This window comes from Streptococcus suis, from assembly GCA_022354845.1.
Classification (GTDB): Bacteria; Bacillota; Bacilli; order Lactobacillales; family Streptococcaceae; genus Streptococcus; species Streptococcus suis_AA.
The window spans coordinates 1300078-1312965 of the sequence record CP031970.1 but is presented as its reverse complement, the minus strand read 5'-3'; the positions used below and the strand labels follow the sequence as shown (position 1 = coordinate 1312965).

Sequence of the window (12888 nt, the reverse complement as noted above, 5' to 3'; positions counted from 1 at the left end):
ATGTCCAAAAGGAGTAAAGATGAGCACAATTAAAATTATGGCTCTTGGTGGTGTTCGGGAAAATGGGAAAAACCTCTATATTGCCGAAGTAAATGAGCATATATTTGTTTTGGATGCGGGTGCAAAGTATCCAGAAAATGAACAACTTGGTGTGGATATTGTCGTTCCGAACTTTGAATATTTGGAAGAAAATAAGCACCGTGTAGCAGGAATCTTTTTATCGCATGGGCATGCGGATGCTATTGGGGCGCTTCCATACCTTCTGGAAAAAGTGAAGGTGCCGGTATTTGGTTCGCATTTGACGATTGAATTAGTAAAATTGCTTGTTAAAAATAATAATGCAACGAAAAAATTCAATGATTTTCATGTGATCAATGAGAAGACTGAAATAGATTTTGGGGATTCGGTTGTTTCTTTCTTTCAAACAACTCACTCCATTCCTGAAAGCTTGGGAGTGGTGATTAAAACGGACCAAGGCAATATTGTATATACAGGTGATTTTAAATTTGACCAGGCGGCAGATAAATTCTACAAGACTGATTTTAGTCGCTTAGCTGAGATTGGTAATGAGGGAGTTTTAGCGCTCTTGTCTGATTCTGCCAATGCAGACAGCAATGAACAGGGTGCAAGTATGCATGAAGCAAGGGAAGAAATTCTTAATACAATTGCGGATTGGGATGGTCGTATCATTGTTGCAGCAGTTGCCAGCAATATTGTCCGTATCCAACAAATTTTTGATGCTGCGGAAAAAACAGGTCGCCGTATTGTCCTAACGGGTCATGACGTGGAGAACATTGTCCGTACAGCAATTCAACTGAAGAAGTTGCATCTTGTCAGTGAAAAACTACTTGTGAAGCCGAAAGACATTGCGAAGTATGAGGACCATGAGCTCATTATTCTTGAAACAGGTCGTATGGGGGAGCCTTTGAATGGCTTGAGAAAAATGGCTATCGGTAGACACAGGTATGTTGAAATCAAGGATGGAGATTTAGTTTATATTGTTACGACTCCAAGTATTTCAAAAGAAGCGGTGGTAGCCCGTGTTGAAAACTTAGTGTACAAAGCTGGTGGTGTTGTACAATCCATTGCGAAGAAATTGCGCGTGTCAGGTCATGGGAGTTCTAGAGATCTTCAATTGATGATGAATATCATGAAGCCCAAATATCTTTTCCCAATCCAAGGGGAATACCGTCAATTGGAGGCTCATGCAAAAGCTGCTACTGAAATCGGTATGTACCCAGAGAATATTATCATCGTCAAACGCGGTGATGTGATGTCCTTCGAAGATGGAGACTTTGTTCACAATGGTGCCGTACCTTCTGGTGATGTGATGATTGATGGTAATGCAATTGGGGATGTTGGAAATATTGTTCTGCGTGATCGTAAAATTCTCTCTGAAGACGGCATCTTTATTGTAGCAATTACAGTCAATCGTCGTGAAAAGAAAATTATTTCTAAGACAAAAGTCAATACCCGTGGATTTGTCTATGTCAAGAAGAGTAAAGATATCTTGCGTGAGTCCTCAGAGTTAGTAAATGCAACAGTTGAAAATTACTTTACAAAAGATCGTTTTGACTGGACAGAGTTGAAAACTGCTGTTCGCGATGACCTCACTAAATTCCTATTTGAACAGACTAAACGTCGCCCAGCTATTTTGCCAGTGATTATGGAAGTTAAATGAGATTAATGAATTTGTCAAGAGCCGAGGATAACTCAGGCTCTTTCCAATAAGGAGAAATATATGGCTATTATGAAAATAGAATATCACTCGGAAGTATTGGATATGTCTAGGCAGGTCAATGTCCTTTATCCAGACCGGAATCAGGTTGAAAATTCAGATGATAAAGACATTCCTGTTTTATATCTCCTACATGGAATGGGAGGGAACCACGACTCCTGGCTCAATCGGTCGACAATTGAACGACTGGTTCGCTATACCAATCTCATTGTTGTTATGGTCAATACAGATAAGGGCTGGTATACCAATACTACTTATGGTATGAATTACTATGACGCCTTTGCGATTGAATTGCCTCAGATTTTGAAACGATTCTTCCCAAATATGTCTGATCAGCGCGAAAAGAACTTTATAGCTGGTTTGTCAATGGGTGGTTATGGTGCTTTTAAATTGGCACTGGGGACAAATCGTTTTTCTTATGCAGCATCTTTGTCAGGAGCTCTCCAGTTTGATTTTGACAATCCCGCCTCAGCGTCCTTAGGAAATATGGCCTACTGGCAGGGAGTTTTTGGGGATATTTCTGACACAAAAAATCCAAATAGTTTGCTAGAGATGGTCAAACAATCGGATAAAAAAACAAAGTTCTATGTCTGGTGTGGGGAAGAAGATTTTCTCTTTGATGGCCATCAAAAGGCGATTGTTGCTTTAAAAAAAGCTGGTTTGGATATTGAAGCAAGTGTTGGTCCAGGCAAACACGAATGGTATTATTGGAACCAGCAGATTGAAAAGGTTTTAACCTGGTTACCAATTGATTTTGAATTGGAAGAAAGATTATCTTAAGTTTTAAGAAAAGATTTAGAAAATTTAGCTATACTGAAACCTATTTCTAGGTAGAGGTATAGTTTATGAATGTTATTAAAAGTATTTTTCTGTGGAGTTGGCGAACGATTTGGGGCTTAGTTTGGTTATCAATGGTGGTCATCGTCTGTGGTTTGGGATTGTTGTTCTATTTTCAAAAAGATGCGGCCCCTCAAATGCTTCAAACATTGGCACAAGAAGTTCAATTAATGGTCAATGGACAATCAGAAGTTTCTTTAGAAGAAGGTGTTGATACCATTAAACACCTCACAACTGATACGGTGAATACAGCTGATCATGGCCGTTGGGAAAGTAATACTGCGACCATTTATATCTAAACTCAGAATCCAACGTTTGTTGCTGCCTATCAGACAGCTATTGCAAATTGGAATGCCACGGGTGCCTTCACATTTGTTGTGACGACTGATCCGAGTCAGGCCGATATTATCGCAACTGAGATGAAGGATGGAAATACGCAGGCAGCAGGCGAAGCCAATTCGACAACGAACTTACTTACGAATTATTATAATTCAGTAACGGTTCGCTTAAATAGTTATTATTTGTTAAATGAACAATATGGTTATGATATGGACCGGATTGTTCACACAGCTGAACACGAATTGGGACACGCGATTGGTCTAGACCACAAAGATAATCAAACCTCTGTCATGGAGTCAGCGGGTTCCAATCATGGTATTCAGCAGGCAGATATTGATGCAGTTGTCCAGCTTTATACTACGTATTGACTGATAATTGAATCACAAAATAAATAAAGGAGTCTATCTTAACATGTTTCGCAATTTATTAAAGCGATATCCTGAGCAAGCTCTGCTATTTCTATACAATGCCGGCATTTTTGCATGGCTGAAGACAAGTGGGCAGTCAATTATGAATCAATTGGGTCTATCATCTGACTGGGTGGAAAAAATTCCTGCCCCGGTGCGTGATTTGGCGGGGAACAGCCTTGCTGGAATGGAATCATTATTGAATTCCTCTGCATGGGGATGGTTGATTGTCTCTATGATATTGCTAGTCATCATTCGATTTGTGAAAGGCTTGATTAAGTTTATGATCATGGTCATCATTATTGTTGGTGGTCTTTACCTGCTTTGGCAGAATAAGGAACTACTGAATGGCTTAGGTTAGAAAATTTGAAAATAACGTGAAAACAGCAACTGAAAAGTCGCTGTTTTTTGCGTAATTTAGAAATAGGATACCGCACGACGATGCTAATTTGTGGTACAATATTTTTATGATTATACTAAGTGGAAACAAGATTGAGCGCTCCTTTGCGGGCGAAGTTTTATTTAACAATATCAACATTCAAGTAGATGAACGGGATCGGATTGCCCTTGTCGGAAAAAATGGCGCAGGCAAGTCCACCTTGCTAAAAATCCTTGTCGGAGAAGAAGCAGCAACTAGCGGTGAGATCTCTACCAAACGGGATCTATCCCTTTCTTATCTGGCACAGGACAGTCGATTCCAGTCGGAAAATACCATTTACGATGAGATGCTCCATGTCTTTGACGACTTGCGGACGACAGAAAAACGTCTACGTGGTATGGAAGAGCAGATGGGCAGTTTTTCTGGTAGTGAACTTGACCAGTTGATGAAGACCTACGATAACTTGTCAGAAGAATTTCATCTGGCTGGTGGTTTTAACTATGAGGCAGACATCCGTGCTATTTTGAATGGTTTTAAGTTTGACCAGACCATGTGGGATATGAAAATCTCTGAGCTCTCTGGGGGGCAGAATACTCGTCTTGCACTGGCAAAAATGTTGCTTGAAAGCCCAGAATTATTGGTGCTGGATGAACCAACCAACCACCTGGACATTGACACGATTGCCTGGCTGGAAAACTACCTAGTGCATTACAAAGGAGCCTTGATTATTGTCAGCCATGACCGCTATTTCTTAGATAAGGTAGCAACTGTCACTCTGGATTTGACTAAACATTCCTTGGATCGTTATGTGGGGAATTATTCTCAGTTTGTTGAGCTAAAAGAACAGAAGCTGCAGACCGAGTTGCAAAACTATGAGAAACAACAAAAGGAAATTGCCAAGTTAGAAGACTTTGTCCAAAAAAATATCGTTCGAGCTTCGACCACCAAGCGTGCCCAGGCTAGACGCAAGCAGTTGGAAAAAATGGAGCGACTGGACAAGCCAACAACTGGTAAAAAATCTGCTAATATGACCTTCCAGTCGGATAAGACTTCTGGCAATATTGTCTTGACTGTGGAAAATGCTGCGGTGGGTTACGATGGAGAAACACTTTCTCAGCCTATTTCCATTGACCAAAGAAAGCTAGATGCCATTGCCATTGTCGGCCCGAATGGAATCGGAAAAACAACCCTGCTCAAATCCATCATCGGAGCTCTGCCATTTATCAAAGGGGAAGCCAAGCTAGGTGCCAATGTGGAAGTGGGTTACTACGACCAGACTCAGTCGGCCCTGACGCCTTCCAACACAGTCTTGGAGGAGCTCTGGTCAGCCTTTCCGACTACACCTGAAGTGGAAATCCGCAATCGCCTTGGAGCTTTCCTTTTCTCAGGTGACGATGTCAAAAAGTCTGTCTCTATGCTATCTGGTGGGGAAAAAGCCCGCCTGCTCCTCGCCAAGCTGTCCATGGAAAACAACAACTTCCTCATCCTTGATGAGCCGACCAACCACTTGGATATTGACAGCAAGGAGGTCCTGGAAAATGCCCTCATCGACTTTGACGGCACCCTGCTTTTTGTCAGCCACGACCGCTATTTCATCAACCGCGTCGCCACCAAGGTGCTGGAAATCTCGGAAACTGGCTCCACACTCTATTTGGGCGATTATGATTATTATTTGGAGAAAAAAGCAGAGCTGGAAGCAGAAGCCCAGCCTGACCAGATAGAAACCGCTAACCAATCAGCCGGAGCCATGGACTACCAAGCTCAAAAGGAAAATCTAAAAGAGCAACGCAAATTGGCCCGTCGCATCGAGCAAATCGAGGTAGAAATTGAGAATATCGAAAACCGTCTGAGTGAGCTCAACCAAGCCATGCTAGAAACCAATGACATTGGTTCGCTGACCGATTACCAAAAAGAAATCGACCAACTGACAAACCAACAAGAAAGCCTCATGGAAGAATGGGAAGACTTATCCGATCAGTTAGGCTAGATTGACAGGAAATTGACACTAGCCTAATACCTTGATAGAACAGGCTTGCAAGCAGGACTTGCGGAGTTAGCAAGACCACCTTTCGCTAAAAAAGTCCAGAGCAAGCCAGCCATTCTTGGAAAACATCGACCGACAAGCTAAGATAAGTATAGAGATTAGCATCTCTTCTCGAAGTTGGTGTCAACATCTCAGCGCAGTGGTTGATTGGCAGATTTGTTCGTGTTGCACACTTCAAATCTGACCTAACGAATGTTGCGAACTTTGTTCGCTTTATTCCCAACCTTAAACTGTCCCCCTGACAGTTTAAGCTGTGCGGGGGTGGGAGTTTAAAAGGTCTGGGAGACCTTTTAAAGTGGGAGATATAAGCTGACGGCAGTCAGCTCACATAAATTGAAGTCTGGGGATAGACCGTTTTAGCTCAACAACTAGAAATAAAGACTTGTTGACGAACTCTTTTTCATTTTTCGAGTTCTGTCCCGCTCCCGAAAAGGAGAACGAAATGAACTTTGGACAACAAATCAAAGACTTACGCAAGAAGGAAGGCTTGACCCAAGAACAGTTTGCCCTCAAACTCAATGTGAGACGGCAGGCTGTTTCCAACTGGGAAAATGACAAAAACCTACCCAACTTGGAACTCTTGATTCTCATGTCCTCTGTCTTTTCAATCTCCCTAAATCATCTTATCTTAGGAGGAACTGCCATGAACAACATGACAGAAAAACTAGTCAAGGACGGTCGCGAAGGCCGTCGTACCCAGATGCACCTGACCATTACCATTATGGAAGCTTTCTCATAGTTTTAGGCCTTGTCTGCTTTATCATCAAGGCTAATTCCGTCGAATATGTCGATTCCAATGGCATTCTACACGAAAACTTCTACCTGCTCCCAATTGGCTACTTGCTAGTCATTACAGGAGCCGTTGCCTCGCTCCTATCAGGACTAGCCCTGCACCACTTTAGAAAAGAAAATACTTAACATGACCAAACACCCACGTTTTAGCAATAGCGACCAATTTTTCGCTTGTCCACATTGTGGGCAGGCTCTTGGTCTTGACCAGAACATTCTTCGCTGTCCCAACCGCCATACTTTTGACATTGCCAAGCAGGGCTATGTCAATCTGGCCCCTCAAGTCAAGCAGTCTGCCAACTACCACAAGTCTAGCTTTGAAAATCGCCAGGCCTTTTTAGAGGCAGGCTATTACAATCATCTCTATGAGGCTTTGGAGGGAAAAATAGCAGAGCTGGGCTTGCGGTCTGTCTTGGACATCGGCTGTGGAGAGGGCTTTTATTCTCGCAAATTAGCAGAGAAAATGGACTTGGACATTCTTGCTTTTGATATTTCTAAGGATTCCATTCTCTTGGCAGCAAGGACAGACAGCACCAAGTCGGTCAAATGGTTTGTCGGTGACTTGACCAAGTTACCTATTCAAGATCAAGCAATTGAAGGGATTTTGGACATCTTTTCCCCAGCCAATTATCAGGAGTTTGCCAGAGTGCTGAAAGCTGGTGGGGCTATTCTCAAGTTGGTCCCAGGACCCAATCACCTCAAGGAGCTCCGCCATTTAGCCAAAGACCAACTCCGCAAGGAGTCCTATGATAATCGTGATATAGTGGAGCATTTTAAGGCTTATGTGGGACAGGTTGAAGAGGTCTTTGTCAGTCGTACCCTGCCGATTTCTGCCGATCATGCTCAAGTATTGGCAGATATGACACCCCTCTTTTTCCAAGTGGACCAGTCTAGGCTGGACTTAAAGCAGTTGACTGAAATTACCATTGAAGGTGTGCTTTTGGTTGGCCGGAAGTGAAAGAAAGGATGATTAATGGTTAAAAAGTGCACATTAACTGTGTATTTAAAGCATTGTTAATATGAATTTTTCGGTTTCATCCAAAAATAGCTAGTCGGCACCACGCAAGAAGCACAGGCAGAGCTGACAGCTTTTCTTGAAAAATGGAAATAGTGGTTTAAAATAGTAATTGATAAATTTTTCTTCAATTCAATTTGAGGTAAGTTCAAAGAAGTGTTTCTTGCTATGTTCTGATTCTTATGCTAGACTGTCATAGTAGAAAAGGAGTTATGATGAAACAGAAATTATCACTTATTGGTTTATTGCTCGTGATTATTTTGACAGTTGTTCTTTCATTAGTCAATCGTCAAGACGTTATTGTCCATTATTTGTTCGGTCAATTTCGTATGCCTTTGATTTTGGTAATAATTGGTTCGCTTCTCATTGGAATAGTCATCCAATACTTAATAGGCTTAACCAAAAATCTTTCGTTAAAGAGTGAAATCAAGAATTTGAAAAAAGAGTTAACAGAATTACCTGCACTACAAAACAAAGAAAATACAGACTCACATAAATAGAGTGAATCGAATGTGGCCAGTATATCAGCTTGCATTTGAACATAGTTTGAGGAGAATTCATGTTTACAAAAGAATTTGGTTTGATGTTGTACGTAGAAGACGTTGCTACTGAGAAGGCTTTTTGGAAAGCAGCTGGCTTTACGATTTTGAATGAAGCTGAAATGATGGGCTTTGAAACATTCGACATGAAACTCCATGCTGAAGCATCTACAACTATTACAGTCTATGCAAAAGAATTTATTCGTCAAGTATCGCCTGAAGTCGTTGACATGACACCAAGTGTGTTATTTGAGTCAAATGACATTCAAGCATTGCAAGAGCGAATAGCTGCTTTGACGGATACATGTAGCCCAGTGAATGCTGAGCCATTCCCTAACTTCAATTTTACTAGCCCAAGCAGACACTATTTTGCTGTAAAAGGCTAATCGTGTTCATATGATTTGTGTACAAATACTTCTAGAGTAGAAGGTGGATTCTATCCACTCGCAATTCTAGGAGTATTTTTTTGTTTGGATAGAAGTTTAAAAATTTCCTGAAAATATCAGAATCATCATTCAATTAAAGTTAATATGAAACTTCGAATGTTCATCATTAAATATTTTTTGTATTTTTATGCAATGAAATATTGACAATTGTATAAAAATGCGATAAACTAGTCAGCATAATTACTATTGGGGGTATGGAATGAAAGTTTCGATTGTTGGTGTTACTGGATATAGTGGACTGGAATTGCTTAGAATATTGAAAAATCATCCGCATGTCGATGTTGTTTCTGTCCATGCCAGTAAAGAAGTTGGCCAAAGAATATCGTATATTTATCCACATGTAACGGATGTTTTCGATCACCTTATCGAGGAGTTTAATGCAGAACGTATCATGGAAATTGCTGATTTAGTATTTTTTGCAACTCCCAGTGGGATTTCCAAAGATTTAGCTACTGTCTTCGTTCAAAATCAATTTCCAGTCATCGATTTGTCAGGGGATCATCGTTTACCTGCGAAAACCTATAAACAATGGTATGGAAAGGAACCAGCTAGTGAGGATGTGATTGCACAGTTTTCTTACGGACTAACAGAATTTTCTAATTTGACCTCACAAAAATTTGTGGCAAATCCAGGTTGTTATGCGACTGCCACGGAGTTAGCATTGATTCCTTTATTACAGAAGAAAATTGTGGATCCAAGTAGTGTGATTGTTGATGCCAAGAGCGGTTTGAGTGGTGCTGGTAAAGTTCCAACCTCAGCAAGTCATTTTGTTCATATTCAGGGGAATTATGTGACTTATAAACTAAATAAGCACCAGCATATTCCTGAAATTGTTCAAATGCTTCAACAATTCGATGAGCGAGTGGAGCATATTCAATTTTCAACGTCACTTTTGCCTCTTTCTCGTGGAATTGTCGCTACTGCATATTTGAAATTGGAAAATGAGTTGAGTGAGGAAGCCTTGTTTGAGATCTATCAAGAGGCATATCAAGATAAACCCTTTGTACGTGTCCGACGACACTTACCTGATTTACATCATGTGATTGGATCCAATTATACAGATATTGGTTTTGCTTACAACCCCACAACAGGTATTTTAACGGTTGTAGCAGTCTTGGATAATTTGATAAAAGGTGCAGCTGGACAAGCTGTTCAAAATATGAATCAATTATTTGGCTTTGAAGAAACAGCTGGTCTGCTCAATTTACCAACGTTTATCTAGAAAGGATTGAAAATGAAGATTATTGATGGCACGATTGCGAGTCCCGAAGGGTTTACAGCTGATGGAGTCCACGCAGGTTTTAAGAAAGAAAAACTAGATTTTGGCTGGATTGTTTCCAAAGTTCCTGCCAGCGTTGCAGGTGTTTATACAACCAATAAAGTTATAGCAGCCCCGCTACTTGTTACCAAACAATCAATAGCGACTAAGCAACAGATGCAAGCAATTGTAGTAAACTCTGGGGTTGCAAACTCCTGTACTGGTCAAAAAGGCTTTGAAGATGCCTTGTTTATGCAAGAAGCAAGTGCAAACCAACTGGGGATTGAGAAGGATTTAGTTGGGATTGCTTCAACTGGTGTGATTGGGGAATTTTTACCTCTCCAGACTGTTGCATCAGGTTTAAAGCAGCTAGACCTAGATGGTCATGCGGAACAGTTTGCTCAAGCTATTTTAACGACAGATACTGGAACCAAAACCATCACAGTTCAAGAAGAGATTTTTGGTTCTACGGTGACCATGTCTGGTGTTGCCAAGGGATCAGGTATGATTCACCCCAATATGGCAACCATGTTAGCCTTCATTACTTGCGATGCATCTATTTCAAGTTCGCTTCTGCAAAAAGCTCTGAGTGAAGAGGTCGAAACGAGTTTTAACCAGATTACAGTGGACGGGGATACTTCTACCAATGACATGGTCTTGGTCCTTGCGAATGGTTGTGCTACGTCCGCAGAAATTCAGGAAGGCTCACAAGAGTACGCGCAGTTTGTTTCCATGTTGCATCTTGTGATGACAGAATTAGCTAAAATGATTGCCAAGGATGGCGAGGGAGCAACAAAATTAATTCAAGTAGATGTGACTGGAGCCACAACTCCACTTGCTGCACGGATGGTGGCTAAGAGTATAGTAGGCTCAAGTTTAGTCAAAACAGCCATATTTGGTGAGGATGCAAACTGGGGTAGAATTATTGCTGCAATTGGTTATGCAGGTGTTGAGATTGATCCTACCGCAATTGATATTGAGCTATGTGGTATTCCAGTCATGGTAGACTCAAGTCCTTTGTCGTTTGATAGCCAGCAAATGCAAAAGGTTCTCAAAGGAAGCACTATTGATATCCAAGTTCATCTAAAGATGGGATCGGCCAGCGGACGTGCTTGGGGATGCGATTTATCCTATGACTATGTAAAAATTAATGCTTTGTATCGGACCTAATTAGTGAGGTGTAATATGAAAAACAGTATCGTTATAAAAATTGGTGGATTGGCCAGTCAACAACTATCTCAGAGTTGCGTGAAGCAAATCAAACAGTGGCACAAAGAAGGTAAACAGATTGTTGTTGTGCACGGTGGTGGCTTTGCGATTGATAAATTAATGGCAGAGCAACATCTCTCAGTCGAGAAGATTGATGGTCTACGTGTGACGAGCAATGATGTCATGAAATTAGTGGAATATAGCCTATTTCAAATCGTTGGCCCAAGCATCACCAGTAGCTTAAACAATGCAGGATGCGATAGTATTCAAATCAAATCAAGTCTTGGTAAAATAATTGAGGCTGATTATTTGAATCAAGAAAAGTATGGCTTTGTGGGTCAGATTACAAAGGTCCATACACAGCCATTAGAAGCGATTATGTCAGAAGGTATGATACCAGTGATTGGCTCAATGGGTGTTTGTGATGAACAATTGTTAAATATCAATGCAGACTACGTAGCCACAGCAATAGCGGTTGCCTTAAAAGCAGAACGATTGATATTAATGACAGATGTACCTGGTGTGAAAGAAGATGGTGCAATCCTACCAACTTTAAATACTACTCAAATTGAAGAAAAAATCCAATCGGGGATTATTACTGGTGGAATGATTCCAAAAATAAAAGGAGCCAGTCAAACGGTTCAAGCGGGGGTTGAGACAGTACTCATCAGTGACAATCTGAGCAGGGGCACCTTGATTTGTCTAGCGTAGGAGGTTCTATGACAAAACTATTTCAAAATTACAAACGTGAATCCATTGAATTTATCAAAGCAGCTGACAATTACTTGGTGGATAAGGAAGGAAATTTCTATCTGGACTTCTCTTCTGGAATTGGGGTCACAAATTTAGGTTTCCATAAGCAAGTCAAGCAAGCAGTCTCGGAGCAATTGGAAGCCATTTGGCATAGTCCAAATCTCTATCAAAATAGTCTCCAAGAAAAAGTCGCAGACTTATTGATTGGGGATGAAGATTATTTGGCATTTTTCTGCAATAGTGGAGCAGAGAGCAATGAAGCTGCCATAAAATTAGCTCGTAAATTCTCAGGTAAATCGGACATTATTACTTTTAAACAATCCTTCCATGGAAGAACCTTTGGTGCGATGTCAGCTACAGGGCAAGAAAAAATACAACTTGGTTTTGGACCACTTGTTGAAGGATTTCACTATGCGATTTACAATGATCTAGAGTCTGTAAAACAATTGGTTACCGAAAACACTGCAGCTGTTATGTTAGAATTGGTTCAAGGTGAGGGAGGTGTCATTCCAGCTGAGAAGGATTTTGTTGCGGAATTAGCCCACTATTGTAAAGAGCAAGGCCTCCTCCTTATTGTCGATGAAGTACAAACAGGAATTGGGCGAACTGGAACGCTTTTTGCATATCAGCAATACGGTATTTCACCAGATATTATTACCTTGGCCAAAGGCTTGGCCAATGGTCTACCCGTTGGAGCCATGCTTGGAAAGTCAGCTCTAGGTACGGCCTTTACCTACGGTAGTCATGGTACGACTTTTGGGGGCAATAAACTAGTACTATCCAGTAGTAAGGCAGTGTTGGAAATCCTGACCGAAGATTTTCTTGCCAAAGTTCGTGTTAAGGCTAGCTACTTACAAGATCAATTGGCAAAACAGCTTGGTAACTTACCAACAGTAGTAGCCATCCGCGGGCTTGGTTTGATGCTGGGAATCCAAGTTACTGGTGATTTGGGCACAATAGTCACACAGGCACGTAAGAATGGTCTAATCGTCTTGACGGCTGGAAGTGATGTGATTCGTCTCTTACCCCCATTAACCATTACAGAAGAGGAGATAGAAAGGGCCGTTTCTATTTTAGCCGAGTGTTTATCTTGAAAATTGTCTGGAAGAATGAGAAAAGAAAACACGAAGTATTT

12 protein-coding genes and 2 pseudogenes are annotated in these 12888 nt (G+C 41.1%); all 14 read left to right on the top strand.

All coding sequences use genetic code 11. From position 1 onward, the window contains the following. Positions 1-19 precede the first annotated feature (19 nt). The 14 genes and pseudogenes from D2A30_06885 (at position 20) to D2A30_06820 (ending at position 12847) form a co-directional block, all read left to right on the top strand. Positions 20-1681, top strand: a complete 1662-nt coding sequence (locus tag D2A30_06885) for a ribonuclease J (GenBank protein ULL21317.1) — start codon at positions 20-22, stop codon at positions 1679-1681. A gap of 60 nt (positions 1682-1741) precedes the next feature. Next, entirely contained in the window at positions 1742-2518 is a 777-nt protein-coding gene (locus D2A30_06880; protein ID ULL21316.1) for an esterase family protein, read from the top strand. A 65-nt stretch (positions 2519-2583) separates the two neighbouring features. Beyond that, positions 2584-3282: pseudogene (locus tag D2A30_06875) on the top strand (protease). A 43-nt stretch (positions 3283-3325) separates the two neighbouring features. After that, the gene (locus D2A30_06870; GenBank protein ULL21315.1) at positions 3326-3682 is read left to right on the top strand and encodes a hypothetical protein; all 357 of its coding nucleotides are present in this window, start codon (positions 3326-3328) and stop codon (positions 3680-3682) included. A 106-nt stretch (positions 3683-3788) separates the two neighbouring features. Further along, positions 3789-5687: an ABC transporter ATP-binding protein gene (locus D2A30_06865; GenBank protein ULL21314.1), complete on the top strand. Its 1899-nt coding sequence runs from the start codon at positions 3789-3791 to the stop codon at positions 5685-5687. A gap of 45 nt (positions 5688-5732) precedes the next feature. After that, positions 5733-5828 carry a hypothetical protein gene (locus tag D2A30_06860; protein ID ULL21313.1) on the top strand — a complete coding sequence of 32 codons (96 nt, stop codon included), beginning with the start codon at positions 5733-5735 and terminating at the stop codon, positions 5826-5828. A gap of 358 nt (positions 5829-6186) precedes the next feature. Next, a pseudogene (locus D2A30_06855) lies at positions 6187-6662 on the top strand (DUF3955 domain-containing protein). Position 6663: 1 nt separating this feature from the next. Beyond that, the gene (locus D2A30_06850) at positions 6664-7491 is read left to right on the top strand and encodes a methyltransferase domain-containing protein (GenBank protein ID ULL21312.1); all 828 of its coding nucleotides are present in this window, start codon (positions 6664-6666) and stop codon (positions 7489-7491) included. A 239-nt stretch (positions 7492-7730) separates the two neighbouring features. Continuing rightward, positions 7731-8048, top strand: coding sequence for a LapA family protein (locus D2A30_06845; protein ID ULL21311.1), 318 nt, complete (start codon positions 7731-7733; stop codon positions 8046-8048). A 59-nt stretch (positions 8049-8107) separates the two neighbouring features. Then, positions 8108-8473: a glyoxalase gene (locus tag D2A30_06840; protein ULL21310.1), complete on the top strand. Its 366-nt coding sequence runs from the start codon at positions 8108-8110 to the stop codon at positions 8471-8473. A 259-nt stretch (positions 8474-8732) separates the two neighbouring features. Next, complete coding sequence (locus tag D2A30_06835) at positions 8733-9755, top strand: N-acetyl-gamma-glutamyl-phosphate reductase (protein ULL21309.1); 1023 nt, start codon at positions 8733-8735, stop codon at positions 9753-9755. Positions 9756-9767: 12 nt separating this feature from the next. Then, positions 9768-10961: a bifunctional glutamate N-acetyltransferase/amino-acid acetyltransferase ArgJ gene (argJ, locus tag D2A30_06830; GenBank protein ID ULL21308.1), complete on the top strand. Its 1194-nt coding sequence runs from the start codon at positions 9768-9770 to the stop codon at positions 10959-10961. 15 nt (positions 10962-10976) lie between these two features. Next, on the top strand, positions 10977-11711 hold the full coding sequence (gene argB, locus D2A30_06825) for an acetylglutamate kinase (protein ID ULL21307.1): 735 nt from the start codon (positions 10977-10979) through the stop codon (positions 11709-11711). Positions 11712-11719: 8 nt separating this feature from the next. Continuing rightward, a complete protein-coding gene (locus D2A30_06820) occupies positions 11720-12847 on the top strand; it encodes an acetylornithine transaminase (protein ULL21306.1) in 1128 nt (375 codons plus the stop codon). The last annotated feature ends 41 nt before the right edge of the window (positions 12848-12888 follow it).

Excerpts from the sequence above, each read along its gene's own strand:
- D2A30_06880 (ULL21316.1), top strand. The coding sequence starts at position 1,742 with ATGGCTATTATGAAAATAGAATATCACTCGGAAGTATTGGATATGTCT.
- D2A30_06870 (ULL21315.1), top strand. The coding sequence starts at position 3,326 with ATGTTTCGCAATTTATTAAAGCGATATCCTGAGCAAGCTCTGCTATTT.
- D2A30_06865 (ULL21314.1), top strand. The coding sequence starts at position 3,789 with ATGATTATACTAAGTGGAAACAAGATTGAGCGCTCCTTTGCGGGCGAA.
- D2A30_06840 (ULL21310.1), top strand. The coding sequence starts at position 8,108 with ATGTTTACAAAAGAATTTGGTTTGATGTTGTACGTAGAAGACGTTGCT.
- D2A30_06850 (ULL21312.1), top strand. The coding sequence starts at position 6,664 with ATGACCAAACACCCACGTTTTAGCAATAGCGACCAATTTTTCGCTTGT.
- argB (ULL21307.1), top strand. The coding sequence starts at position 10,977 with ATGAAAAACAGTATCGTTATAAAAATTGGTGGATTGGCCAGTCAACAA.
- D2A30_06885 (ULL21317.1), top strand. The coding sequence starts at position 20 with ATGAGCACAATTAAAATTATGGCTCTTGGTGGTGTTCGGGAAAATGGG.
- D2A30_06820 (ULL21306.1), top strand. The coding sequence starts at position 11,720 with ATGACAAAACTATTTCAAAATTACAAACGTGAATCCATTGAATTTATC.
- argJ (ULL21308.1), top strand. The coding sequence starts at position 9,768 with ATGAAGATTATTGATGGCACGATTGCGAGTCCCGAAGGGTTTACAGCT.
- D2A30_06835 (ULL21309.1), top strand. The coding sequence starts at position 8,733 with ATGAAAGTTTCGATTGTTGGTGTTACTGGATATAGTGGACTGGAATTG.
- D2A30_06845 (ULL21311.1), top strand. The coding sequence starts at position 7,731 with ATGCTAGACTGTCATAGTAGAAAAGGAGTTATGATGAAACAGAAATTA.